23 protein-coding genes and 2 tRNA genes are annotated in these 25,566 nt (G+C 35.2%); 4 read left to right on the forward strand and 21 right to left on the reverse strand.

Annotation, left to right across the window (positions count from 1 at the left end; genetic code table 11):
• Positions 1–37 precede the first annotated feature (37 nt).
• The 11 genes from rplL to rpsL form a co-directional block, all read right to left on the reverse strand.
• Positions 38–439: a 50S ribosomal protein L7/L12 gene (gene rplL, locus AAGD66_RS05005; RefSeq protein WP_007551887.1), complete on the reverse strand. Its 402-nt coding sequence runs from the start codon at positions 437–439 to the stop codon at positions 38–40.
• A gap of 26 nt (positions 440–465) precedes the next feature.
• A complete protein-coding gene (gene rplJ / locus AAGD66_RS05010; RefSeq protein WP_006279539.1) occupies positions 466–984 on the reverse strand; it encodes a 50S ribosomal protein L10 in 519 nt (172 codons plus the stop codon).
• 12 nt (positions 985–996) lie between these two features.
• A complete protein-coding gene (rplA, locus tag AAGD66_RS05015; protein ID WP_065094732.1) occupies positions 997–1,650 on the reverse strand; it encodes a 50S ribosomal protein L1 in 654 nt (217 codons plus the stop codon).
• Positions 1,651–1,654: 4 nt separating this feature from the next.
• Entirely contained in the window at positions 1,655–2,095 is a 441-nt protein-coding gene (locus AAGD66_RS05020; protein WP_006279541.1) for a 50S ribosomal protein L11, read from the reverse strand.
• Between the two features lie 2 nt (positions 2,096–2,097).
• Positions 2,098–2,934, reverse strand: a complete 837-nt coding sequence (gene nusG, locus AAGD66_RS05025; RefSeq protein WP_070356705.1) for a transcription termination/antitermination protein NusG — start codon at positions 2,932–2,934, stop codon at positions 2,098–2,100.
• Complete coding sequence (secE, locus tag AAGD66_RS05030) at positions 2,924–3,124, reverse strand: preprotein translocase subunit SecE (protein WP_022626186.1); 201 nt, start codon at positions 3,122–3,124, stop codon at positions 2,924–2,926. Before secE ends, nusG begins: the two co-directional genes overlap by 11 nt.
• Before the next feature lie 19 nt (positions 3,125–3,143).
• Positions 3,144–3,216: transfer RNA gene (locus tag AAGD66_RS05035), tRNA-Trp, on the reverse strand.
• 13 nt (positions 3,217–3,229) lie between these two features.
• A complete protein-coding gene (tuf, locus tag AAGD66_RS05040; protein WP_010962309.1) occupies positions 3,230–4,402 on the reverse strand; it encodes an elongation factor Tu in 1,173 nt (390 codons plus the stop codon).
• Between the two features lie 11 nt (positions 4,403–4,413).
• Positions 4,414–6,489: an elongation factor G gene (fusA, locus tag AAGD66_RS05045; protein ID WP_010962308.1), complete on the reverse strand. Its 2,076-nt coding sequence runs from the start codon at positions 6,487–6,489 to the stop codon at positions 4,414–4,416.
• A gap of 21 nt (positions 6,490–6,510) precedes the next feature.
• The gene (gene rpsG, locus AAGD66_RS05050) at positions 6,511–6,990 is read right to left on the reverse strand and encodes a 30S ribosomal protein S7 (RefSeq protein ID WP_341814439.1); all 480 of its coding nucleotides are present in this window, start codon (positions 6,988–6,990) and stop codon (positions 6,511–6,513) included.
• A 5-nt stretch (positions 6,991–6,995) separates the two neighbouring features.
• The gene (gene rpsL, locus AAGD66_RS05055; protein ID WP_006279787.1) at positions 6,996–7,370 is read right to left on the reverse strand and encodes a 30S ribosomal protein S12; all 375 of its coding nucleotides are present in this window, start codon (positions 7,368–7,370) and stop codon (positions 6,996–6,998) included.
• Positions 7,371–8,413: 1,043 nt separating this feature from the next.
• Between rpsL and prmC the strand changes: the two genes are divergently transcribed.
• Positions 8,414–9,253 carry a peptide chain release factor N(5)-glutamine methyltransferase gene (prmC, locus tag AAGD66_RS05060; protein ID WP_264339235.1) on the forward strand — a complete coding sequence of 280 codons (840 nt, stop codon included), beginning with the start codon at positions 8,414–8,416 and terminating at the stop codon, positions 9,251–9,253.
• Positions 9,254–9,417: 164 nt separating this feature from the next.
• On the opposite strand, the gene AAGD66_RS05065 is transcribed toward prmC, so the two are convergent.
• From AAGD66_RS05065 to AAGD66_RS05100, 8 genes are all read right to left on the reverse strand, one after another.
• Positions 9,418–10,266 carry a P44/Msp2 family outer membrane protein gene (locus AAGD66_RS05065; protein ID WP_253303626.1) on the reverse strand — a complete coding sequence of 283 codons (849 nt, stop codon included), beginning with the start codon at positions 10,264–10,266 and terminating at the stop codon, positions 9,418–9,420.
• Between the two features lie 121 nt (positions 10,267–10,387).
• The gene (locus AAGD66_RS05070) at positions 10,388–12,391 is read right to left on the reverse strand and encodes a type IV secretory system conjugative DNA transfer family protein (protein WP_077188467.1); all 2,004 of its coding nucleotides are present in this window, start codon (positions 12,389–12,391) and stop codon (positions 10,388–10,390) included.
• A gap of 30 nt (positions 12,392–12,421) precedes the next feature.
• Positions 12,422–13,414, reverse strand: a complete 993-nt coding sequence (gene virB11, locus AAGD66_RS05075; protein ID WP_065094644.1) for a P-type DNA transfer ATPase VirB11 — start codon at positions 13,412–13,414, stop codon at positions 12,422–12,424.
• A 1-nt stretch (position 13,415) separates the two neighbouring features.
• Positions 13,416–14,876 (reverse strand): TrbI/VirB10 family protein, encoded by a 1,461-nt coding sequence (locus tag AAGD66_RS05080; protein ID WP_174515709.1) that lies wholly within the window; start codon positions 14,874–14,876, stop codon positions 13,416–13,418.
• A 16-nt stretch (positions 14,877–14,892) separates the two neighbouring features.
• Positions 14,893–15,693, reverse strand: a complete 801-nt coding sequence (gene virB9 / locus AAGD66_RS05085; protein ID WP_174515708.1) for a P-type conjugative transfer protein VirB9 — start codon at positions 15,691–15,693, stop codon at positions 14,893–14,895.
• Positions 15,680–16,360 (reverse strand): virB8 family protein, encoded by a 681-nt coding sequence (locus AAGD66_RS05090; protein ID WP_155968235.1) that lies wholly within the window; start codon positions 16,358–16,360, stop codon positions 15,680–15,682. Before AAGD66_RS05090 ends, virB9 begins: the two co-directional genes overlap by 14 nt.
• A 72-nt stretch (positions 16,361–16,432) precedes the next feature.
• Entirely contained in the window at positions 16,433–17,515 is a 1,083-nt protein-coding gene (locus tag AAGD66_RS05095) for a GTP cyclohydrolase II (protein WP_010082649.1), read from the reverse strand.
• Between the two features lie 29 nt (positions 17,516–17,544).
• Positions 17,545–17,632 (reverse strand) — tRNA-Leu (locus tag AAGD66_RS05100).
• 190 nt (positions 17,633–17,822) lie between these two features.
• Between AAGD66_RS05100 and AAGD66_RS05105 the strand changes: the two genes are divergently transcribed.
• Entirely contained in the window at positions 17,823–19,097 is a 1,275-nt protein-coding gene (locus tag AAGD66_RS05105) for a metallophosphoesterase (RefSeq protein WP_341814440.1), read from the forward strand.
• Positions 19,098–19,124: 27 nt separating this feature from the next.
• Here the strand turns inward: AAGD66_RS05105 and dnaA are convergent, their stop codons facing one another.
• On the reverse strand, positions 19,125–20,507 hold the full coding sequence (gene dnaA, locus AAGD66_RS05110) for a chromosomal replication initiator protein DnaA (protein WP_265024549.1): 1,383 nt from the start codon (positions 20,505–20,507) through the stop codon (positions 19,125–19,127).
• Between the two features lie 326 nt (positions 20,508–20,833).
• Between dnaA and AAGD66_RS05115 the strand changes: the two genes are divergently transcribed.
• Positions 20,834–21,571 carry a glutamine synthetase gene (locus AAGD66_RS05115; RefSeq protein WP_264723772.1) on the forward strand — a complete coding sequence of 246 codons (738 nt, stop codon included), beginning with the start codon at positions 20,834–20,836 and terminating at the stop codon, positions 21,569–21,571.
• 3 nt (positions 21,572–21,574) lie between these two features.
• On the opposite strand, the gene AAGD66_RS05120 is transcribed toward AAGD66_RS05115, so the two are convergent.
• Positions 21,575–22,306, reverse strand: a complete 732-nt coding sequence (locus AAGD66_RS05120) for a hypothetical protein (protein WP_264723773.1) — start codon at positions 22,304–22,306, stop codon at positions 21,575–21,577.
• Between the two features lie 175 nt (positions 22,307–22,481).
• Here AAGD66_RS05120 and AAGD66_RS05125 point away from each other — a divergent pair, with 175 nt between their 5' ends.
• Positions 22,482–25,556, forward strand: a complete 3,075-nt coding sequence (locus AAGD66_RS05125) for an efflux RND transporter permease subunit (protein ID WP_264723774.1) — start codon at positions 22,482–22,484, stop codon at positions 25,554–25,556.
• Positions 25,557–25,566 lie beyond the last annotated feature (10 nt).

Here is a 25,566-nt window from a genome sequence, read left to right on the forward strand (position 1 = left end):
AAAGAGCTATATCAATATAAAATTAATACATTAAATATTATTCAAGCTCCACTTTAGTTGCTCCTGCTTCAATAAGTTTTTGCTTGATTTTTTCTGCTTCGTCTTTAGGAACATTAGCAGTCAAATCTTTAGGTAAAGATTCAACCAACTCTTTTGCTTCTTTTAAACCCAATGTAGAATTAACCTCTCTCACAGCTTTAATAACTCCTATTTTTTTACTCGCATCAATTTCTTTAATCACAACTTTATACTCAGCTTTTTCTTGAGCAGCAGGAGCAGCAGCATTATCACCAATAGGCGCCCCAGCACCAACAGCTCCACCAAGAAAAGAACCAGCAGGCAACCCTATTTTCTCTTCTAAAACTTTTACAAGTTCAGAAGCCTCTAATAGGTTTAAAGATAATATTTTATCAACCAAATCACTTGTTACATTACTCATAATTACCACCTTACTTAACAACAAATTTATTTTTTAGAACTATAATAATCCAAAACTCTCATAAGCCTCATAGAAGATGAATTAATAGACAACGCTAACCGAGCAGGAATATCATAAGATATTAAACGCATAATTTTAACACGCAATTCATCCAGAGAAGGCAACTTAGCCAGTTTATTAACATCTTCCACTGTTAACAATTCATTTAAATGAGCTGCGCAAATCACAGACATTTTTTCTTTGTTAGCATTAGTAAAATCAACTATTAATTTTGCAGCTTCTACTATGCCACTAGAGTATATAATAGCAACAGGACCGGAAAATTTGCCTGATAAATAAGAGAATTTACCAGTCCTTTCCAAAGCCAAGCGTGCTAGAGTGTTTTTAACTACTAATACCCCACCTGCTATAGACTTCAGACTATTCCTCAGAGTTAATGAATCATTAGCATTTATAGATTTAAAATTTACTAATATCAAGAAATCATTATTTACAAATACGTTTATTGTGCTCTGTATAAATTCATCCTTATCTTTACGCTTCACGGTATCACTCCCTTAAATTATATCTTCCACTTTGCCTATCTTATAAGCTTTACCCATAGTTGAATTTAAAAAAACACCCTTAAAGTAAATTCCTTTCGCAGAAATAGGTTTATTATCTTTAATTACTTTAAGAAAGGCTTTTAAATTTTCTAGCAAGTCATCAATATCAAATTTAATATTTCCTAATTTACCATGAATAACACCATTTTTATCTGTTCTAAATTTTACCTGACCAGACTTAATGGTTTTAATAGCTTCTGCAATGTTAGAAGTCACAGTACCAAATTTAGGGTTAGGCATCAGCCCTTTAGCACCCAATACTTTTGCAATAGGAGTGATTTTTGCCATAAAATCAGGAGTAGTAATGCACCAATCAACATCTAACTTTCTACCTTTTTTTATTTCTTCAACTAAATCCTCTCCTCCTGCAATATCAGCACCAGCTTTTTCAGCTTCTAATAAATGTTTATCTTGAGCGAAAACAGCTACTTTAATATTCTTCCCGATACCTTTAGGCAAAACTACTGTACCACGCACCTGCTCTTCAGATTTACGTGAATCTACGCCTAAATTGACCGCAATATCAACTGATTCATTAAATTTTGCTGAAGCAGACTCAACAATCTTCTTCAAACACTGCTTAGGATTATCATTATATGTATTCATTTACCTAACCTTCCACAACTTCTATACCCATAGATTTTGCAGTGCCTACAACCATTTTCACTGCTGAATCTTCATTATCCACTTTCATATCAACCATCTTGCACTTTGCTACTTTAATTATAGCAGACATAGGTAATTTAGCCACTAATTCTTTACCAGGATTACCAGAACTTTTACTTAATTTAGCCTCCTGCTTAAGTAAATAAGCCACAGGCGGACCGCTGACAGTAAAATCATGAGAGCGATCATCCTTTATGGAAATTCGCACTGTTACTAAATCGCCTACTTTATAATTAGCGTTAGCAGCACTAGTAACTTTATTAAAAGCTTCACAAAACTTAGGAACAGGTATACCACGTGGACCAAGTACTGAAGCAATTTTCGGTCCTGGAACTGCTTTCCCAGCTTCCATAAGTAAGTTAATCTTAGCAACTATAACACTCATAATTAATCCTCTATTTTCTCTACTTGAGCCAGATCAAGCTCTATTATTGTCGGCTTACCTAAAATCGATACTTCCACATTAATAATTTTTTTCTCATCGTTTACCATATTTACCTTACCAGTAAAATTTTGAAAAAGACCATCATTAATTTTCACTTTTTCACCTTTTTCATAACCATAACCTAACTTCTTTGTCTCTTGAGCATTATAAAGTGCATTACACATTGAGTGAATCTCATCATCCAAAATCACCTTTGGAATATTACCGTTTTTCAAAAATCCATAAACCTTAAGAGATTTTGGTATATTATTGATAAAATTCAATACTTCATCGCATAAATTCACGTATAAAAAGACATAACCAGGAAAGCATTTCCTTCGTGTAGCAATTTTCTTAGATTTCAACTCTACTTCACTTAGCTCTTCATATGGAATAAAAACTTCCTTAAAGTAATCATTAACACCCAATCTCATAGAATTTTCCAATATATGTTGGCGCACTTTCTCTTCACAATTGGAAGCAACTCTCAAGATATACCATTTATATCTATTAAATTCTTTACACTTTAAACTTATCTCATCATCTGAAATCATCTCAAAATCACCAGATTCGCCACTGCAGAATCCAGGCGTTTGATTCAAAATATTTTTGCTTTCATCACACAGATGCATATATACATACACTTCACATAATTCTTTTATATCAGACTTTGAATTACATACCGTTTGATAAGGAATAAACACTTCCTTAAAATAAACAGCATTACTTACCAATTCGCGTATGTTTTGCTCATATCCATAATCAACTTTAATGATATACCATTTATATTCACATTCCATAAATAATTCCAAATAAAGCCTTAATTACGTAAAGAGACATAAAATCCACAAAACAGAAGAAAATCGAAAAGCATAATATAACAATCATTACAACAAATAGAGATGACAACACCTCCTGTTTCTTTACCCAAGCAATTCTTCGTATTTCTTGCTTTATATCACAGAAAAAACCACACAAACTTTTTAACATTTCCACCACAACATTAATGCAGGAGCGATAGGAATTGAACCTACAACCTCTGGTTTTGGAGACCAGCGCTCTACCAATTGAGCTACACTCCTATAACTCAAACTCTCACTCCAAAATTTCAGAAACAACACCAGAACCAACAGTTCTACCGCCTTCTCTTATCGCAAAACGCAATCCCTTATCCATTGCTATCGGTACTTGCAATTCTACTTCTACACTCACATTATCTCCTGGCATTACCATCTCCTTCCCATCTAGCAATTTTATGCTCCCAGTTACATCCGTTGTCCTTAAATAAAACTGTGGCTGGTAATTCGCAAAAAATGGTGTATGCCTTCCTCCTTCCTCTTTCTTTAATATATAAACCTCCGCCTTAAACTTTCTATGCGGCGTTATCGTCCCCGGTTTTGCCAATACTTGCCCTCTCTCTACTTCTTCTCTTTTTGTTCCTCTTAACAATATTCCTACATTGAGTCCTGCACTTCCCTTATCCAGCAACTTCTTAAACATTTCTACACCTGTGCATATCGTCTTTTGCGTCGCTTTCAGACCTATTATCTCTATCTCTTCTCCCGTCTTTATCTCTCCCTTCTCTATTCTTCCTGTTACCACTGTTCCTCGCCCCGATATCGAAAATACATCTTCGATTGGCAATAAAAATGGTAAATCCACAGGCCTTGGTGGAACCGCTACATATTCATCTAACTTTTCCATCAATTTGTCTATTGATTTCTTTCCATATTCGCTGCTGTCATCCTCCAGCGCCTTGAGCGCTGAACCAACCACCACAGGCACTTCATCCCCTGGAAATCCGTATTTACTCAGTAATTCCCTCACTTCCATTTCTACTAAATCTATCATATCAGCATCAGCAACATCAGCTTTATTTATATACACCACGATATATCCAACACCTACCTGCTTCGCCAGCAATATATGCTCTCTCGTTTGTGGCATTGGCCCATCAACCCCCGACACTACCAATATCGCCGCATCCATCTGTGCTGCACCTACTATCATGTTCTTTACATAGTCAGCGTGTCCAGGACAATCAACGTGTGCATAATGCCTTTTCTCTGTCTGATACTCAACATGCGCTGTTGCTATCGTTATCCCCCTCTTCCTTTCTTCTGGCGCTTTGTCTATCTGATCGTACGCTACAAAATTTCCATAATGCTTCGTTATCGCCGCTGTTAACGTCGTCTTCCCATGATCCACATGTCCTATTGTTCCCACATTTACATGCGGCTTTCCAAATGCTTCCACTACTGCTGTCATAATTATTACCCTTAATTATACTCTAACTTTAACTCATCAACCACATATTGTGGCACTTGCTCATAACAAGAAAAATGCATACTATACTGCGCCCTTCCCTGAGACATAGAACGCAAAACGTTGATATAACCAAACATATTTGCAAGAGGTACCGAAGCAGTAATTATTTTACTATTATTACCTAAATCGAGCATATCAGCAACATTTCCTCTTCTACTATTTATATCACCCATAACATCACCCATATATTCTTCAGGAGTAATGATTTCAACTTTCATTATAGGCTCCAGCATTTTTGGACCAGCTTTATTTGCCATCTCTTTAAAAGCACCTTTAGCAGCAAGTTCAAAAGCTAAAGGACTAGAATCAACCTCATGAAAAGCACCATCAAGAAGGGTAGCCTTAAAATCAATCAACGGAAATCCCGAAATTATACCACCTTCTTTTATCAACTCCAAGCCATTTTCTACCCCAGGAATATACTCTTTTGGAATAGCACCACCTACAATTTTACTTTCAAATTGAAACCCAGAACCAGGCTCAAGAGGTTCAAATTTTATTTTAACCTTAGCAAACTGACCAGCTCCACCAGATTGTTTTTTATGAGTGTAATCAATTTCAACAGATTTAGTGATAGTTTCACGATATGCAACCTGAGGAGCACCGACGTTAGCCTCAACGTTAAATTCGCGCTTCATTCTATCAACAATAATCTCAAGATGGAGCTCACCCATGCCTTTCAATATAGTCTGGCCACTTTCCGCATTTACTGACATTCTTAAAGAAGGATCTTCTGCAACCAACCTATTTAGAGCAATACCTAATTTTTCCTGATCTGAAGTGGTTTTAGGTTCCACAGCAATTTCAATAACAGGCTCAGGAAATTCCATACGCTCCAATAATATAGGAAAATCAACAGAACATAAAGTATCTCCGGTGGTTGTTTTCTTTAGCCCAACTAAAGCAACTATATCTCCAGCCCTAGCCTCAGTTATATCTTCTCGGTTATTTGCATGCATAAGTAACATTCTGCCAATCCCTTCAGTTTCGTTTTTTAACGCATTTGAAACGGTAGATTTAGACTTTAATTTACCAGAATAAATACGGATAAACGTCAAGCTGCCTACAAATTTATCCGTCATCACTTTAAATGCAAGAGCAACAAATTTCTCTTTTTCTGAAGGTTTGACCTCAATTTTCTTTTCTGAATCTTTAGGATCAATTCCAACAATTACATCAACATCAATAGGAGAAGGTAAAAAGTCAACCACACCATCTAAAAGTGGTTGTACGCCTTTATTTTTAAAAGCTGATCCACATAACACAGGAACAAATTTTCCTTTAATGGTCCCATTTCTCACGCATTTTTTCAGTAAATCTACTGGCAGATCATTAGACTCAAAGTAAGTATTCATCGCTTCATCATCCATCTCAGCTGCAGCATCTAATAAAAGATTTCGATATTCTTGAGCCTTATCAAGCAAATCAGAAGGAATATCTTCATAAGAAAATTTAGCGCCCAACGTTTCTTCTTGCCATATAATGGCTTTCATAGAAATAAGGTCAATTATACCTTTGAAATCTTTCTCACTCCCTATTGGTAAATGAATAACTAAAGGTGCTGCACCAAGCTTCGTCTTTATCATATCAACACATCGATAAAAATTTGCCCCTATTCTATCCATCTTATTAACAAAGCAGATACGAGGAACGCTATATTTATCAGCTTGACGCCACACTGTCTCAGATTGAGGTTCAACTCCAGCAACTCCATCAAATACAGCAACTGCACCATCCAAAACCCTTAAAGATCTCTCAACTTCAATAGTGAAATCAACGTGACCAGGAGTGTCTATTATATTGACCCTATGATCATTCCAAAAACATGTTGTTGCAGCAGATGTGATTGTAATACCACGCTCTTTTTCCTGCTCCATCCAATCCATAGAAGCTGCACCATCGTGCACTTCACCAATTCTATTTTGCTTACCAGTATAAAATAAAATACGCTCTGTTGTGGTAGTCTTACCAGCATCTATGTGAGCCATTATCCCTATATTTCTGTATTTAGATATTCCAATTTCCATATCACAATTAATTAGCTAACATTAAAAACGAAGATGAGAAAATGCCTTATTAGCTTCAGCCATTTTATATTTTTCTTCGCACATCTTAAACGCACCACCGCGTTTATTATAAGCATCCAGTATTTCAGATTGCAAACAATCAACAGTGGTTTTTCCACTCTTTTTTCGAGCAGCAGAAGTTGCTTTAGCAATCCACCTTAACGCTAAAGAAACCGCTCTATCTTGTCGAACTTCAACAGGTACTTGATAAATTGCACCACCAATGCGTCGAGAACGCACTTCTATAGAAGGAGTAACATTTCCTACTGCTGTCTCAAAAATTGATAACCCACCTTCGCCTATTTTCTTTTCAGCTAAAGACAAAGCGTCATAGATAATCTTTTCTGCAGTAGATTTTTTACCACATTTCATGATTGTATTAATGAAACGCATCAGCAAAACACTGCCGTAACGCGAATCAGGACTTATTTCTCTTTTTTTTGCTTTATTCCGACGAGCCATAAACTTTAACCAGATTTCTTTACACCATATTTTGAACGAGCTTTCTTTCGATTTTGCACACCACGCAGATCAAGGGCACCTCTTATTATGTGATAACGCACACCTGGCAAATCTTTAACCCGCCCACCACGTATCAAAACAACAGAGTGTTCTTGTAAATTATGACCTTCACCAGGTATATAAGCCGTCACTTCACCATACCCACTAATTTTTACTCTGGCTACTTTACGGAGTGCTGAGTTAGGCTTTCTAGGAGTTGTAGTATACACCTTAGTGCAAACACCTCTCCTTTGAGGGTTGCTTTCTCCCAAAGCTGGTACCTTTTTCTTATGGGTCAATCCTAATCTACCCTTACGTATTAATTGATTTATCGTAGGCATATGTTATAAACTCAAGCTCATTAAAATAACTAAGTTTTTAGTTATAAAATAATAAACCTCAATAGTCAATATAAAAATAAACATTACTACTCTAATAATTAAGCTCAACTGCCTTGAAAGCCATCAGTAGACTTCTTGCACTACCTCCCAAGCCACAACTGTCATTCAGTAGAAACGAAAAAACTTACTTGACACCCTTCGCCAGCCCCATTATCATGGTACTGAAGGTATTCATTTATCTTCAATCTGTGCAGATTAAATGACAACAGTATTACGTAATTGGCGTCTTATTTTTAATTTTTTGCACTATGCACACTTTACGTCTTCACAACATTTCTGGGTTTTTACCTATATAAGCTGAAACGCGCTTATAAAGCGTTTAAGACAGTATAGTACGCCAATTTGCAGGATTAGAGAGTGACAACTAGCTAATACGGGATATCTTTTGCCTTTTTTTCTGCTTAGTAAATTTCTTAAACATTTAAACTAAGGTGAGTTGCATTTAAAAGCAGCTAAATTGCAGTGTTTAAGACTTAAAAAACGCCAATACTGAAAATAGACAATGACTAGGGCTTCTTTTGCCTTTTTTTCGTTTGGTAAATTTCTTAATATTTATGGCAACATGAACTGAGCAGGAAGGTGTCATTCCAGTGCTTGACACTGGAATCCAGTTTTCCATATAATCTCATCGAAAATGTTGTAACCACTTTCTGTGCTAGTTTGCTTGCTTACAAGCAAACTTTTCTGGATCTCAGTGTCTGGGCACTGGGATGACAGGAGAAGGTACTAGGATGACACCCTGACCTCGTCGTCCCGCTACGTGTTAGCGGAATCTAGAGATACCGTGACGGTATGACGTAAAGCTCGCATTAGCTATACTTTTATGCTCACCAACTTAGCTGGATCCAAGTAGTCAAGCTACTTGGATCTGCAAATTGCAATGTTCGTACAGCTGCGTGCTTGACACTGGGATTTAGTGCAGCTACCCTAAACTGGAAGCTCATCTTGCTATTTTTGGCTGAAAGAAACATATTTTTAGAATAATGAAAACAATCAGCTCTTTAATTCAAGAAGGATCGGAGTTATTATCGTCACATAAAGTTGAATCACCACATTTAGATTGTGAAATCATCATGCAGCACGTACTTGGAGTGGAAAGATCATTTATAATTGTGAACCATGCTGATCAAGTGCCAATGGAGAAAGAACTTTTATTTTGGAAATTAACAAAAAAAAGAGCGGAAAGATATCCAATATCGCAAATAATAGGTAATCATGAATTCTGGAGTAAAAATTTTATAGTTAACCAGCATGTTTTAGATCCAAGGCCAGATAGTGAAACAATAATCCTAGCAGTGTTAAAATATTACCCAAACAAAAAACAGAAACTAAAAATTGCAGATTTTGGTACAGGCACAGGTTGTTTATTGATATCCGTACTTAGTGAGTATGAATATGCTGTTGGCGTCGGTTTTGAAAAAAGCTTGGAAGCATATAAAGTTGCCTATCAGAACACAAAAAAACATGATCTTCTCAGCAGAGCCAAAATATTTCCAAGTTCGTGGACAGAGTGCAGAGGTTCATTCGATCTTATAATCAGTAATCCTCCATATATTAAAAGAAGCAAATTGAAAGACTTGCAAGCTGAAGTGCAAAAGGAACCAAGAATTGCCCTTGATGGTGGTATTGATGGTTTGAGTTGTTACTTGAGCATTTTTCCAATATTAAGGAGGTGCCTTAAAAAAAATGGGTTTGCGATATTGGAGATAGGTGAAGATCAAAGCAATATTGACAAAATAATCCCCTCATACGAATTAGCTTTTCAGGAATATGTATATGACTTAGCGGGAATGAAGAGATGCATTGTTGTGAAAAGAACATAGCTAATGTTTTTTTGCCTTCATCCCATATTATCCTATATCATCCCAGTACCCTCTACCTAGTCATCCAAGTAGCGTGACTACTTGGATCTATATTTAACTAGATCCTATGGTCAAGCCATAGGACGACAGGAACGGTTTTATGCATTTTTTAAAGGGCAACATGTTTAAGCTTTGCTGGCAAAATGGAAAGTAAGACCAGCCTCTATACCGTGTGTGTGAAATAGTTGATTACCTATATTTATTTCCTCAGTTACTTTGCTACCTGAGCTAGGATTAAGCTTCTTTTTTTTATCATTATTAGGGTCGTCTACCACTTGTCCTAACCTTTTTGCTGTAAGCTTAATATCGCTACCAATAGCACCAAAACCTCTATATCCGATATGCATATTTACATCTTCGTTTATGCGATAGTCAAAGCCAGCTTTTAATTGACCTGCGGGTCTTATTGACGGTTTTTCAAACATCGTCATTCTTGTTGCACCGATCCCAATACCAACGTAAGGAGAAAAAGAGAAACGGTCACTTTTCCAATGATGATAAACATTTGCCATTACAGATATGTTCTCAATTTGGTCATGACTAACTGCAGCACTATAGAGATAAGTTTCTTTATTAGGATCCTCACCAGTCTCCTTTAGGTATGAAACAGTTATTTGGCTACTTGTTAAACCAATATTATCCACTTTTACAGAAGAATACATCCCTTCCAATTCAGCCCTATAGCTGTTGTTACCCAATTCTCCTGTGTAACCAAATGCCACATTTGCAGCAAAAGGTGGATTATAATCTCCTTTATACTCACTTAGTGACTGACCTTCTGTGTTCTGAGCACCCCTGTCATTTATAGACAAATTTTTGATACCTGTAGTGCTTGTTTTTAGTACGCTTGTGTTATTTAAATATTGACCGTAATACCCACTACCAAAGTAAAACCCTTCTGTTTCACTTGCAAAAGATTGTTGTGACAACAATAAAGCAAATGCTGTAACCGCTAATGTTTTTTTACTAATCATTACTACTCCCCTAGTTAAAATAGCTAATCTAATACTAATTAATTAAAAATGGCTTAATATGAAAAACCTAATTATTTGCATAACTTGCACTTTTCTGAGCTAAAAATAGGCAAAGTTAACCTTACTTCTCGTCATTTTTTAATTTATCCTCATCTTCAAATTCATCCTCCTCTTCTTCGTCATCAAACCCATCATCGCTCCTATCCTCATCTTCCTCGTCATCATCTTCAAACTTATCGTCGATATCTTCATCATCAATATCTTCGTCTGCAAATTCATCTGATTCATCATATACTGCATCTTCGGTTTTAGTTTCAGCAGGATAATCAACTGAATTAGGTCCCTCAAGAACATTATTCCCCTCGTTATTAACCTTATCTTTGCTCGCAGCGGCAGAAAGAACTTTGTTTGGGTCATATGGTTCTTGTGTAGGCACACGAGTTTGTTTGAGCAGCCTTCTTGTGAAGGTGGTATCACTGTAGTACAAAATTTTCTTTGATTTAATTGGGTAAGTCGACTCTATTAAAATTATCTGATCGTCACGTGGCAACATAATAACTTCTTGAGGCAATAGCAATGCTCTCTGTATTTCAGAGATATGTAATGACCTTGAAGCAGGATTTAAATCTAAAAATTTAGGCTTATTCAACGATTCTTGTTGTACAGTTTTGTTTCCTATAAGTTGCGATATTAAATTAGCTGTTTCAATATTATTGGCTGCAAAAGTTATTCTGTAAGTCGAGTTTGACAAAAAGGAGTTCATCCCTGCTTCTTCGTATATTCCTTTGAGCTGCTCAGTATCTTGAACAATTAAGAATAACCTAACTCGATAACCACGAAAATATGCAATACCTGTTTGAAATTGCTCCATTTTTCCAAGTGTAGGAAACTCATCCATTAAAAACAATACGCCATAAGGCTCGTCATCCGATGGCAATTTTCTACATAAAAACTCAGTTGCCTGTTGGTAAAAAACCTGCATTAAAGGCCTGAGCCTAGTCAAGTTGTCAGGAGTTAAACCAACATAAACTGTAATTTTCTTCTTTTTAAAATCTAGAATATTAAAATCACTTGACGCAGTTGCAGTATCAATCAATGGGTTTGCCCACAATTCAAGTGATGAGTTCATGGTTGATACAACACCTGACCTTTCTTTATCAGCTTTTTGTAAAAAAGCTGCAATATTCATATATGCTACAGGGTGTAGTATTTTACCCATTGTATCAAGAGCAACAGCAAGATTATAAACCACGTCATCACTACGCATCGTACGCACAACTTCACCAAAAGATTTAACTTTCTCTGGTGCAGCAAGTAAGTATAATACCACTCCAACAAATAAGCTTCTTGCTTCATTCTGCCAAAAGTCTTGTTCAGGCATGATTAGGTTAGCTATTTTCTGCACATCGTCAACCATCTGCCCAGGTTTTTCACTAATCCATTGTAATGGATTGTAACAGTGACTTATTCCATCTGGCTGCGCTGGATTCCATACGTATACTTTTTGTCCTTGTCGTTCTCGCCAACCACTTGTTATTTCATAGTTTTCTAATTTTATGTCGTGTACAATTACCGAGTCAGTCCAAAATAATAAATTAGGAATTACAAAGCCAACACCCTTACCAGAACCTGTAGGTGCAAATAACAATGCATGCTGAAACCCATCAGAAATGAAGTATCCTCTTTTATCTTTACCAAGCAATAATCCCTTTTTGCTTCTTAATCCTGCTTTTCGTATGTCTTTCTCTGATGCCCACTGCGAATCTCCATGAAGTGATTCCTTCTTTTTAAATGGTCGCCACTCAATTATCCTTTCTCTTAAATTCCATAAGATAATCATTAAAACAATGATAGGCAGTGCAGAAGATATAATTAATGTGATTTTGAGCTCAAGGCTATATAACTCTGGATGATGCCAACAATATTGTATATGATCAAAAATCGTTGGCCAAAGAGCTTGAGGGAAAGGCGTCAAACTAGGATTAATTGCCTTAAAATCCACAGCATCCGGACCATCAGCAAACAGAACAAACAATATACCAGATAGATAGAAGCAAAACTCAAGTACGCTAAAAGCTACTACACCTCCTATGAGAATATTACGTAGGTGATTTCCATTACTCATAAACTACTCTTCCTTAACTTATGTATAAATTTAAGCATTTTCGCTCGCAGATCTAGTAAATAATATCTCAGAAATGCTTCTTTTGCCCCCACCGGTTCTTTTTAGCTGAATAACAATATCAATCACATTTCTAATGTATGGTATAATTTGGTCTGGAGGAATGCCAAGATTTGCCTGCATAACCATCAATTTTATTTGCTCAAGGGCCATTGTTGGACTATCTGCATGAAGGGTTGATATTGATCCAGGGTGACCAGTATTTATCGCCCTGAGAAAACTAAAAGCTTCCGCTCCACGGAGCTCACCAACTATTATTCTGTCTGGCCTTAAACGTAAGCACGCTTCTATCAAATCTTGAGTGGTTACTTTTGCTCTGCCCTGCCCTCCTTTAGAGGCAATTAGATGGACTTTATTGGGATGATCGTTCAAAACGATTTCCCTTGCATCCTCAACAGTAATAATTCTTTCCTCAGCTGGAATAGCACGCAAAGTAGCATTAGTAAAAGTAGTCTTACCAGTGGAAGTTCCACCACTAATTATAATATTTTTCTTACTTATTACAGCGTATTCTAAAAACTCTTTTATTTTTTTTTGCCTTAACAATAAATCCAAATGACGGTCAACTGGATTATCAGTTGCTTCTGTAACAGTTTCAGAAAAAGCCCCCATTTTTTCGTAATCATCGAGTGCTAACTGCATGCTAGAAGGCTTACGAATCGACATGACTACTTTATCAGGTTCACATGCTGGCGGAAATACTATCTGTATACGATAACCATTTGGTAATGTTGCCGAAAGTAACGGCGCTTCTTCGCTAAGTTTTTGTTCTGTAGCTTGAGCAATCAGTCTGCCAAGAGATTTCAAATGGTTAAGATCGAATACTTCTAATTTTTCACACCTTATTTCACCGCGATTTTCAATCCATACTTCCTTTGGCTTATTTATTGATATTTCATTTACGCCTTCTTCTTGAAATATGCCTTGTAATGGCTCCAAATATGTATCAAGTGCAGCATAGTTCATTTCATTGATTTAATATTGCCTGTGGAGGAAATACTATATCTTGGTTAACAAATACTTTCAATGCAGTGCCTTGATCAACATAAATAGTTGGTTTTTTATCTGTATATCTGCCCACTACATCCCGCATATCTTTAGAAAAATCCTCGATTGATTTCCCGATTGCTTCATCATAAACAGACTTGCTTTTTCTTTGAATTTGTTCTAACAGTTGATTTACAATTTCCAGGCTTATATTTACCTCGTCTTCTTCAATTCCTAGTGCTTTTGCTATTTCCTCTTTCATTATTTTTAGTAAATCTTGTCTGCTTTTGGCACTCCGAATTCTTCCGATAGCCCCAAGGCCTAATTTCCATTTGTCACTAGATATCTTCTTTTCTGGGTCAATAATGAGTTGGAGAGAAGAAAAATCTATTTCGGTTGCAGTGATAGACTTTACTGCATCTCTGATAGTTAGCGTATCAACAAGATTAGAAGCCTTTTGCCCTATAACAGCAGAACCAATCGAAACACCAGCAAGTGTCACTGAAGAGAATAACGCACTTACTATTTTGTTATCAACTATTCCTGCTATTCCTGCTCTACCAAGCTCGTCAGTACTAAGTGATGAGATTGCAATATCTATTCCATGTGGCAGAATCACTCTATTCCAGTTTATATTTACACGAGATTTAGCAACATTCGAGTCAAATGAATAACTGCCTATCAATCTTGAGCCTTTAGGTATTAAAACTGTATCACCAGTTTCTGCATAAACATCTCTACTCACCATAGCACGCAGCATTCCTTGCAGATCAGAGTTTATTGCAGTTTCAAGAACAGCATCAATAATTTTACCTTGAGTAATCATTAAACCAAGCTTTCCTACTCTGGTAGCTTTGCTCGATTGTGCTGAAGTGTCGGATAAAATAGCATCAGCAGCCTTGTTCTCTCCACTACCACCTGAAATTGTCAACATCTGTGCACTACGTCTGTCTCTAGGATAACCGCCACCCCCTATTGTAGGAAACGAGGTAGGTAAATTGCCCATAACATTACTAGAAGGAAAATTTTGCTTTGGCAAAATAGGTATATTTGACACAGGAGTTTCTTTTGGTTTCTCTTCTTCTTTTTTCATCACTTCTTCTTTTCTAATTTGTTTTATTTCTGGTATGATTAGTGGTGTAGGAAGAGGAGGTAAGGGTGGTAAGGGATCAGTTATTATTCTTTCAGGAACCATTACATTATCTGGAACTTGTTCCAACTTTCCTTTCAATTCTTGAACGTTTTGCTTTGTTTCCTCTTTTTTAATAACTTCTGAACCCTCTTTAGGAGAAGGACTAAAATAGAGATAATACACTCCACCAGCCAGAAGCACTAAAATAATGACCATCAATGCCCTATGACCTTGATTAGAGCCAACTGTTACTACCTTATTCTCTATTTCTGATTCATCTTCTGAATTGTTACGCCTTTCTTTATTCATATTGCATGTACCACAGCTAAAGTGACCTATTTATAATTTCAACTTCACCATCTTCATAACGCATAAATAGCTTTTTATGTACTCCTTTTATTATAACATAATCATCAAATAACAGCCTTTTACAAGGTTTATCCTCCCCTTCTACAAAAACCTGAGGTATTTTATTATTATTTCTAAATTTTAAATAGGTTAAATAACCATCATCAAATAACTCGATCGGAACTATATCCGCATTACCACCTTCATCAATATATGTATAATTGTACTTCGTATCATTTTCTTGTATTATTTTTTCTAGCTTGTCTGTAGTATATTGCATTTGAGTAGGTAAAGAAACCTCATCTAAATCAACATCAAATTCACCTTCTTCTTGAGGATAATAAAAACGTACTACGTAAGATATATCCTTTTCAGCAGAATAATCGTGATCTACTTTCTTAGCATCAGTATCCGGGTATTTATCGTAGTTTGGCCTTGAGATTAAATCAAAAATGTAATTTCTTTTTTTAGTTGTCGTAATAATCATGTTAGTGCGACTACTAACTTCAAATGGCATGATAAGCAATTTATTGTCATAAGGATTAATTTTCCAACTTGATGCATCACCAACAGCGATATTTTTAACTTTTTCTCCTTCCGCAAATTCAATATAAGAATAGTAACCCTGACTAAAAACCACCGTAAATACTTCATTAGGGCTATACACAAAAGTCTTTATTCTACTATCTATAGAAATAGGCTCATTATAATTAATGGATGCGTTTAAATTGCCACTTACAAGTAAAGCTAAAACTAATAATATCCTATACATATTCATCATCTACTCTATATGAAATAACTTGAAATCCTAATGGGTTAATATATCTTTGCTGATCATCCATTTCAAGCGATGCATATCTATATGACATAATAACTATCTTATTTTTTCTCGTAGAACTTCCATCTTTCCGTGTAAATTCCACAAAAAATCTCACCTGAAGAGCATCGTTACCCAACTTTTGAATTGAGCGAATTTTAAATTCACTTTTGGTATCTGAATATAAATTAAAAAGATCATCCATATTCTGCGATCCTACATAATTTCTAAATTCATTATACACATTAGGTGAGGAAAACAACCTCACCTTTGTATAATAGTTATAATTATAATGATATGGATCAAAAACCTCCCTTGCTTTTATATACTCTGAAATAAAATAATCGTTTAGCGCTTCATCTGCAGAATACTGTTTTACTGTGACAGGATCAACCAATTGCACTATTCCTGATTTCTTGTCAATTTCTATAACAAATGGCTCAATAGTGCTACTTGTGCTAATTTTAAATATGACTAATATGCTGATAGAGATCGTTGCTAATAATATTAATGCAAATAAAAGTAGAATATTCCTTTGAGCAATAACTGTGCTGTAGCGGTTTGAATTCCAATTTATATCCTTATCTAAGGATTCAGTATTTTTTTCTTGCTTAAAAAATCTTAGCATTTTAGTATTCCTAAAAATCTTAACTTATGTTAATAAACATAGCAAATTAACAAAGTAGTTACAGCAAAAAAGCTAAAAAACTCTTAATCTATGGCCTAATTTACCAAACTTTGTCTCCATATATGAATCGTTATATTTATTACGTTCCACAATAAGTGGTAGACACTTTGTAACTCCTATACCACTACTTTCCAATTCTGACAATTTCCTATCATTGTTTGTAAGTAATTGGATTTTGTTAATGTTCAATTTCTTAAGCATTTTAGCTGCAACAGCAAAACTCCTTTCATCATCTTCAAAACCCAATATTCTATTTGCATCAACAGTATCAAGATTATGTCCTCTTTGCATACTGTACGCTCTTAACTTATTAGTTAAACCAATGCCTCTTCCATCTTGCATCAAATACAATATAATACCACTTCCAGAGTCAGCTATCATTTGAATTGCTTGATGTAACTGACTTCTGCAATCGCATGACAAGCTATCTAACAAGTCACCCGTATAGCACGAAGAATGAATTCTCACTAATGGTTCGTCATCTTTATCTGGATTGCCAATGATAATTGCATGATGTTCTCTTCCACCACTTTCGGTTCTATAAGATATGATATTTACTTCTTGAGTCTGTTTTAAAAATAATGATGTTTTGCACACTTCATATACATCCTGATTTTCTTGAAAATTATTTATGAATGACGTGTCCAGTGCAATAACGTCATTTTTCTCGCACCAATTTCGCATTTCATGGTTATTCTCAAAAGTCATATCAGCCACTAACGCGTATGGCAATAATTCTGAGAACTTAAGCAAGGCAATAGCACATTCATCTATTGTCTTTGAGCATTGCAACTCTTTTATGCAATCTTCCTTTGAACAGTTTATTAAATAGAGCAGTTCATCAAAATTATTCACCAACAGACGTTTGCTGTTATGTTCTTTATTCTGAGATATGTATTTTACCTTACTTGAAGTTAAAGTAACATATACATTACTTGATGTAAGCTTGTATTGATTAAATAAATCTCTTTCTAAAGCCTCAGCAGCAGCAAACAATAGGTAATTACTTTCATCATATATTACAATTGGCCGACCGCGCCTGATTTCGCTGATAGCTCTTTCTACCTTATTGCTACTCTGATTTCCTATAAACATTTTTACCCATATTAAACAGCGATAAAAACTGGTGCGGCCGAGAAGACTTGAACTTCCAAGGCCTTATGAGCCACAGCGACCTCAACGCTGCGTGTCTACCAATTCCACCACGGCCGCACTATATTCTAGTTTTTATATAATTATTTTAAATTACTTAATCATTTTAGAATTTTTCATCTAGAGTGTCAATCTGATACTAGAATAATTTAGAAATTGTTTGTATAATTTGATTATGAATTTTGTGATTATAAATTTTAATCATTTAAGATAACCTTACTACTAATTTTTAACTTAGGTTTTTATACAAATGAATATAGCTAATATCTTTATTTTTTTAGCTCTCTCTCTTATAACTAGCTTTCATTTCGTCCATGCACAAATATTATACACATGGTCTCAAGTTATCCCAGAAAATAAACTAAGCATACGCGCAATTACGGACAATGACATGTGTCCCATTGTTTATGTTGATGGCGAGGAAACAGAAATGCTGAATCGCAGCTCAATTAACAATGGTGATCATAACGAAACAGTTTGTGAACTGACAGTACAAACAAGTGCCAAAAACATTAGTATTGAGGATCTACGGGTTCCTATATTACCAAAAAAGGTTAATAAAATTGCTTTCATTGGTGACACGGGCTGTAGAATAAATATGTTATTTCAGCAGGAATGTAATTCGGTAGATAGCTGGCCTTTAAAAAAAAATTTAGATTCAATCGCCCTTCATAAACCAGATTTAATTATCCATGTTGGCGATTATCATTATAGACAAACAAAATGTATAAATACAAAAAAGTGTGGCGATATTTATGGATATAATAAAGAAGTTTGGTACGCTGATTGGTTTGAGCCTGCAAAGGATATTTTATCACAATCCCCTTTCCTTTTTGTTCGTGGAAACCATGAGAGTTGTGATAGAGCTTATGAAGGATGGTTCAGGTATCTAGATTCATACCCCTTTTCGTCTGAAAAATGTGGAAACTTCGTTTCTAGTTGGTCCTTAGATGCTGGACCGATGAAATTTTTTATCTTCGACTCTTCATCCGGTGAGGATATTTTTACAACCCAAAGCACAATTGATGCTTTTGAGAGGCAATTTGATAAATTGATACAAAATAGTTCTGACAAGCCCATGTGGTTTTTAACTCATAAACCGCTTTGGAGATCTCCAAAAAAAGAATTTTTGACATTAAAAAGCCATGGTAATCTTACACAAATCGAAGCTTTTGGAGATAAATTTCCAAGCAATGTTACTACCATAGTTTCTGGCCACATTCATATAGCCCAGATTTTATTAATGGATAATGTTCCAGACCAAATTATAGTTGGAAACGGTGGTGCATCATTACACGCTCAAGATCAAGAATCTGTTTATCAAAATGTAGAATTTGACTATTTAAATGGTAAAAACTACTTAGCACACGAGGTTAGAAACTTTTTTGGCTTTGGCTTTGCAATACTAAATTTAGATGATCACGAATTTACCTTCTATAATCAACACAATAAGGAAATGTATTCTGCGAAGCTAACAGAAGATTTTAAACTTAAACGGATTAAAACTATAGTCGATTCATTTTAGGATTTGTTATTAGCTATTTTAAAAACGCTACTTAAACATTTTTTTTAATCGATTGATTTCATCAGCAAATTTTGAGTCGGTCTTTATAAAATTTTCTACTTGTTTTACTGCATGTATAACAGTAGCATGGTCTCTGCCACCAAAGTTTCTCCCAATATCTGGTAGGCTTTTTTGCGTAAATTTTTTGGCAAAATACATAGCTATTTGTCTTGGCCTTGCAAGACTGCGAAGCCTTCTATTGGATTGCATATCTGCAACCTTTATATTGAAAAATTCAGCTACTTTCTTTTGTATTTCTTCTATTGTGACTGACCTATGATTTGACCTAAGAAGATCGATTAGGGTTTCACTAGCTGATTCTACCGTCATACTTCTTCCAACTAATGAGGTATGGGTAACCTTATTTAATGCTCCTTCTAATTCTCTTATATTAGATTTTATGTTCCTTGCTAAAAACTCTAGGACATCTTTCGGAACATACATATTCATCTGCTCCACTTTTGCCTGCAATATACCAAGCCTTAATTCAAAAGTTGTTTCATTAATATCTGCCACCAACCCCCAACCGAGTCGTGATTTTATTCTTTCTTCCACTCCATCAAGATCACTAGGAGACCTATCAGCTGATATAACCAATTGTTTATTTTGGTCTATCAATGCATTGAAAGTGTGAAAAAATTCTTCTTGTGTACTATCTTTACCACTGATAAATTGCACATCATCTACCATCAATACATCTACTGATCTAAATTGCTCTTTAAATAACATAATATCTTTGCTTCGCAGCGCTGTAATATATTGGTACATGAATTTCTCTGCTGATAAATACACCACTTTTCTTTTTGCTGATGGGGAATTGACTATGTGCCAAGCTATAGCATGCATTAGATGTGTTTTACCAAGTCCCACTCCACCATATAGAAACAAAGGATTGCTGCCTAATATTGGATCTATAGATTCTGCCACACGCTTTGCCGCCGTAAATGCTAATTCATTTGGCTTTCCCACTACAAAATTATCAAAGGTGAACCTTGGATCCAGCGGCGAACCAAGATTATGATTACTTTCCTCTCTGTTTTTTAGTATAACATTAAAATTTGAATTCCTCTCCTCAATTACTTGAATATCAATAGAACGTATACTTTTATCTTCGCTTTGCCATAATGATAATATTTTTTTCATGTAATGAACTGTAATCCACTCTTTTATAAACCTTGTTGACACGGATAAAAGAACTTCCCCATTTCTGCTACTGACAAATTTTAGTGAACTCAGCCAGCTATTATATGTTGCTTCTCCATAAAGATTATAAAGACAATTTTGGATTTTTTCCCAAGTAACATTGTGATCCGTTACTGTAATAATCTGATCAAAAAACATAGTAGAAACCTTAGGGCTAGTTAAGTTCATATACCACACCAAGAAAAAAGCAATAATTAGAAAAATATAAGATAATCAATAGCTTACTGCAAAATGAAAAGCTAATACTACTTAATACATACTAAAAATTATGGTGATTTTTTGATGGGTTGTAAAGGGTATAAAAACATTAAAATTGATCATTTTTATTTCAAAAAAATGAAAAATTTGTAAATGTCGCTTGTATCGAGGATTAGAAGCATGCTATTAAAAACAGTAATACATTATGTATAAATAAGATGTTAAATTTACTGGCAAATAAGTAAAGTATTCATATAAATATAGCTAACCTAATATAGATTTACTGAAGCAAATTTATGATTATATTAAGTAATTTGAGTTGTTATGCTGTATTCGGTATTGAACTAGAGTTTTACATTGAAGGAATAGAAAAAGAATACTTATTTCTGAATAGCATCAAAAATAAAATAGCATCTCTTGAATTTTCTTGCAAGAAGGAGAATTCTACACATCAGTATGAGATAAAAAGTGGTTGTTATACGAACTCCTACAATTTAATTAAGCATTTTGAGTTAGCAAAACAATCACTTACTGAAACAGCACAAAAACTAGGTGGGAATGTTTCTTTTAAAGCAAAGCCTTATTTGGATAGAGCAGGCAGTGCATTAAATGTGCATGTTAATCTCGTGAATTCAAATAACGGTAACTTATTTTATATCAATGAGCAAAAGTACAGTGACTATCTGATTCATAGTATTGGTGGATTATGTGCAATGATGAAAAAACATATGTTGTTTTTTGCTCCAAATGATGATTCATATTTAAGATTTCAGTATCCGGATATTCACACTCCAACTACGATTAGTTGGGGAGTAAATAACAGAACTGCTGCGATAAGAATTCCCTATTTTGGCAACGATTTCAAAAGATGCCGCCTAGAGCACCGCGTTCCCGGAGCAGATTGTGACCTTGAAAAAGTACTCACAGCAATAATTGAAGGTATGGTTTTTGGTATAGAGAACAAAATTGCTCCGCCAAATAGGGTCTACGGCATTGCATCTGATCCTCAATATGAGATGGAGAGGTTAATATAACAACTATCTATCAAATCCTAATCCGTTAAACCCCTTTTGGGTAATTGGCTGTTTTAGCATTTTTTTTACATCATTATCTACATTTTTGCACTGTAATAGCAAGTCTAAAGCAGATAGTTTCTGCGTGCTTTTAGATTCAAGCTCTAGATTGCTTAACACTTGCCCAGGAAGTGGATTACCAGGCACATCCATGTGCTCAGGAAGAGGTTTCATCTGATTCTTTATAGAGCTAGAGTTATTTTGTGTAAGAGTTTTATCATTTAGCATGCTAAGAATAATTTCCTCAGGCACTACCATAGTTTTTGTATAATCAACAGGATTACTATTTTCAGCATCTATAGTCACATGAATTGGTTCGCCAAACGCATTTATAGGACCACCAAGTGATCCTTTCTCCATGCGTTCTTGTGCTCTTTTCCTTATTATTTCTTCTTCTAGCTCAGTTTCAGTTCTTTTTGGTTCTTTTACGGTATCTTTTTCTTCACCTTCATCAACACTGCTATACCCTTCATCTTCTGAAACTTTATCTCCTGAAACACGAGTAATTTCAGCTTTAGTTCTTATTTTATGAACCAGCGAAAGTAATAAGTAAGTAACTGCAGCGGCAGAAACGATAATGGCTATCTTTGCGGCAATGTGGATTGCTGTTAAAAATATTAAAGCTGATAAAGCTCCAGCTAATCCAGACACAATAACTTTATTTTTGCCCTTTGTTACATTTAGAATTGCCACCATAATAACCTCTCAAATACTGTTCTAGAATTATTATACAGGAATTTTCTTATACTTGCAATTTTGCGAAAATTTTAATTATTTGCGTAAAGTTTTAAAGCTACACAAGGATTAATTAATATGCAATGTATCTCGACTATAATATTGTACAAACACACATATTCAGCTAACATTCAACATGCAGAGCTTACTCATAGAGCGAAACAGGGCGGTGGTATTATTACTTATAGTAATTTTTATCTTCGGTTCATACGTTTATGTAAAAATGCCAAGGGAAAGCAATCCTGATATACAGATTCCTATAATCAGCGTGTTTGTTGGACTTCCTGGGATTTCTGCTCAAGATAGTGAAAAGCTATTAGTGCTTCCTATAGAAAATGAACTAAGATCCATCGAAGGTGTAAGAGAATTGAGAGCTTTTGCAACTAATGATGGTGCTCACATGATACTCGAATTTGGAACAGAGTATGATAATAAAGAAGTGCTCGATAATGTTCGTTCAAAGCTTTCAAACATAAAATCGAAGTTACCTGTTGAAGCGGAATCTCCGATAATCAATGAAATAAACTTGAGCTTATTTCCGATACTCAATGTCGGCTTAATTGGTAATTTGCCAGAAAGAGCCTTAACTGAAATAGCACGCAAGCTAAAGAAAGAAATAGAATCTCTGCCAAATGTTCTCAAAGTTGAAGTGGCAGGTATGCGTAAAGAAACAGTGGAAGTGATAGTTGAGCCCACAGTTCTAACAAAATATAACATTCAATCAAACGAAATATTCCAAGCTATATCAAGCAATAACAGACTAGTGGAAGCTGGGTCACTGGAAAATGATACCGGTAAATATTCGATTAAAATATCAGGGTTATTAAAAGATATAGAAGATATTATGAATATTCCTATTAGATCTCAAGGCGATGCAGTTTTGAGAATCAAAGATATAGCAAAAGTATACCCTAGGTTTGAGGATCACCAAGGATTTGCTCGCATTAATGGATTACCTAGTGTCGTGCTAGAAATTTCAAAACGTAACGGAAAAAACATAATAGACACAGTAAATCAAGTAAAATACTTAATGGATAAGGCAAAAGATCAATTACCTGAAAATTTAAAAGTGGTGTACTTAAACGACCAGTCAAAAAACGTCCGCGATGTGCTTGATGACTTGGAAAACGGCATAATATTTGCTGTGTTGTTAATATTGATCATAATGATGCTTTCTATGGGAACAAGGATTGCTATTCTTGTGGCACTCTCGATACCCGGTTCCTTTCTCATTGGGATAATAGCTCTTTACTTTATGGGTATAACCTTAAATATCGTTGTGCTCTTCAGTTTAATTATGGCTGTTGGCATGCTGGTTGATGATGCAATTGTGATCAGCGAATATGCCGATAGAAAGATGATCTGCGGAATGGACAAAGTAGAAGCTTTTTACACTTCAGTTCGTGATATGTTTTATCCGGTTCTATCATCAACGTTAACTAAATTAGCAGTGTTTTTTCCTCTATTATTCTGGCCTGATACTGTTGGTAAATTCATGCAGTACATACCAATTACAATAATTCTAACTTTGACTGGATCGCTCATTATGGCTTTGGTTTTTATACCAACACTTGGTGCAATATTTGGTAAGCCTTCGATAACTTCAAAAAAAGAAATAAAAAAAATGAGTGCTATAGAAAGTGGTGAAATAAAAAATGCTGGGCCTATAATAAGAGCTTACGTACGCATGCTAGAGAAGGTTTTGGATCATCCTAAAAAATTCGTATGTGCTACTGTATTCGTTTTGTTTTCATTTAGTGTGCTGTACTTTACTTTTGCTCCTGGAGTAAAGTTTTTTCCGAAAGTGGATTCAGATAATATTTTAATCAGTGTTAAAGCAAAAGAAAGCTTATCAGCCAAAGAACGAGATCTGATACTCAAAGAAGTGGAAGAACGCATTTTGAGCATTGAAAAAGAAATTCATGTTTCTTATGCTAGATCAGGAGCATTTTCAGACAACGTTATCGCCAGAATACAACTAGAACTTATGGATTGGCGCTTCAGGCGCAAAGCTAAGCACATACTAAATGATATAAGGAGCAGTGTGCAAGACATGAAAGGAATAATAATTAATGTTCAAGAGGAAAAGCCAGGACCGTCGGCTGACAAGCCAATACAAATTAACCTCAGCGGGAGTGTATCCAGTTTGAATTTAGCAGCAGAGAAAATTCTAGAAATTATGAACCAACCTTCATCCGGGTTTATAAATATTCAAGATAGCAGATCAGCACCTGAAATAGAGTGGAATATGAGCGTTGATAAGAGTAAGGCTACAAGTTCTGGAGTAAGTGTTGCAACCATTGGCGATTTTATAAAGATGGTTACAAATGGAGTGTTGATTGGAAAATATAGACCAAATAACACGGATGAAGAAATCGATATTGTACTCCGTTTCCCCAGAAGAGACCGCAACATGAAGACTATAGACAATCTTTTTATCAATACAGTTAATGGCCCGTATCCTATGAGCAACATAGTAAAATATGCCCCCGAAAAAAAGGTAAACAAACTAAGTAGGATTGATGGATCACGCACAGTGACAATCTCTGCTGACCTGGATACTGGCTATCTTGTTGATGAAAGAGTAAAGTTCATTCAGAATTCTATTGCCCAGGATTGGGACAAGGGAGTAAAAATTGATTTTAAAGGCGACAAAGAAGATCAACAAAAATCAGGAGCATTTTTGTTAAAGGCTTTTATATTAGCGATTACACTAATGATATTGGTATTAGTGACACAGTTTAATAATGTATACCATACATTTATCGTAATGACAGCAGTGTTTTTATCCACAACATGTGTGTTTTTTGTTTTCTTTCTTATCCAACAAGTTTTCGTAGTTGTTATGTGTGGAGTGGGGATAATTGCTTTGGCGGGAATTATAGTGAATAATAACATACTATTACTTGATGCCTTTCATCACCAAATTAAGGTACACAAAAATGACATCAAGCGATGTGTAATAAACGCTGCAATTTCTCGCGTTAGGCCAATATTGCTTACCGTTGCAACCACAGTTCTTGGTTTAATACCGATGATTACCAGGTTAAATATCAATTTTTTTACGCTACAAATCACATATGATGCTCCATCAAGCCAGTGGTGGGTTGACATTTCAACAACCATAGCAAGTGGAATATTGGCTGCAACGGTTTTAACTTTATTCTTTACTCCTGCGTTGCTTGTTATACAAAGACATGAAAAAACTTGACTTAAATTAG

Origin of the sequence: Wolbachia endosymbiont (group A) of Dendrolimus pini, from assembly GCF_964026835.1 — a bacterium.
Classification (GTDB): domain Bacteria; phylum Pseudomonadota; class Alphaproteobacteria; order Rickettsiales; family Anaplasmataceae; genus Wolbachia; species Wolbachia pipientis.

Coding starts and splice junctions, on each gene's coding strand:
- rpsG (WP_341814439.1), bottom strand. CDS start 6,990: ATGGCTCGTCGGAATAAAGCAAAAAAAAGAGAAATAAGTCCTGATTCG.
- AAGD66_RS05070 (WP_077188467.1), bottom strand. CDS start 12,391: ATGAGTAATGGAAATCACCTACGTAATATTCTCATAGGAGGTGTAGTA.
- AAGD66_RS05065 (WP_253303626.1), bottom strand. CDS start 10,266: ATGATTAGTAAAAAAACATTAGCGGTTACAGCATTTGCTTTATTGTTG.
- AAGD66_RS05080 (WP_174515709.1), bottom strand. CDS start 14,876: ATGAATAAAGAAAGGCGTAACAATTCAGAAGATGAATCAGAAATAGAG.
- AAGD66_RS05125 (WP_264723774.1), top strand. CDS start 22,482: ATGCAGAGCTTACTCATAGAGCGAAACAGGGCGGTGGTATTATTACTT.
- virB11 (WP_065094644.1), bottom strand. CDS start 13,414: ATGAACTATGCTGCACTTGATACATATTTGGAGCCATTACAAGGCATA.
- nusG (WP_070356705.1), bottom strand. CDS start 2,934: ATGGAATGTGAATATAAATGGTATATCATTAAAGTTGATTATGGATAT.
- prmC (WP_264339235.1), top strand. CDS start 8,414: ATGAAAACAATCAGCTCTTTAATTCAAGAAGGATCGGAGTTATTATCG.
- AAGD66_RS05020 (WP_006279541.1), bottom strand. CDS start 2,095: ATGAGTGTTATAGTTGCTAAGATTAACTTACTTATGGAAGCTGGGAAA.
- AAGD66_RS05105 (WP_341814440.1), top strand. CDS start 17,823: ATGAATATAGCTAATATCTTTATTTTTTTAGCTCTCTCTCTTATAACT.
- rplA (WP_065094732.1), bottom strand. CDS start 1,650: ATGAATACATATAATGATAATCCTAAGCAGTGTTTGAAGAAGATTGTT.
- rpsL (WP_006279787.1), bottom strand. CDS start 7,370: ATGCCTACGATAAATCAATTAATACGTAAGGGTAGATTAGGATTGACC.
- tuf (WP_010962309.1), bottom strand. CDS start 4,402: ATGACAGCAGTAGTGGAAGCATTTGGAAAGCCGCATGTAAATGTGGGA.
- fusA (WP_010962308.1), bottom strand. CDS start 6,489: ATGGAAATTGGAATATCTAAATACAGAAATATAGGGATAATGGCTCAC.
- AAGD66_RS05115 (WP_264723772.1), top strand. CDS start 20,834: ATGATTATATTAAGTAATTTGAGTTGTTATGCTGTATTCGGTATTGAA.
- secE (WP_022626186.1), bottom strand. CDS start 3,124: ATGTTAAAAAGTTTGTGTGGTTTTTTCTGTGATATAAAGCAAGAAATA.
- virB9 (WP_174515708.1), bottom strand. CDS start 15,693: ATGAATATGTATAGGATATTATTAGTTTTAGCTTTACTTGTAAGTGGC.
- AAGD66_RS05120 (WP_264723773.1), bottom strand. CDS start 22,306: ATGGTGGCAATTCTAAATGTAACAAAGGGCAAAAATAAAGTTATTGTG.
- rplL (WP_007551887.1), bottom strand. CDS start 439: ATGAGTAATGTAACAAGTGATTTGGTTGATAAAATATTATCTTTAAAC.
- dnaA (WP_265024549.1), bottom strand. CDS start 20,507: ATGAACTTAACTAGCCCTAAGGTTTCTACTATGTTTTTTGATCAGATT.
- AAGD66_RS05090 (WP_155968235.1), bottom strand. CDS start 16,360: ATGCTAAGATTTTTTAAGCAAGAAAAAAATACTGAATCCTTAGATAAG.
- AAGD66_RS05095 (WP_010082649.1), bottom strand. CDS start 17,515: ATGTTTATAGGAAATCAGAGTAGCAATAAGGTAGAAAGAGCTATCAGC.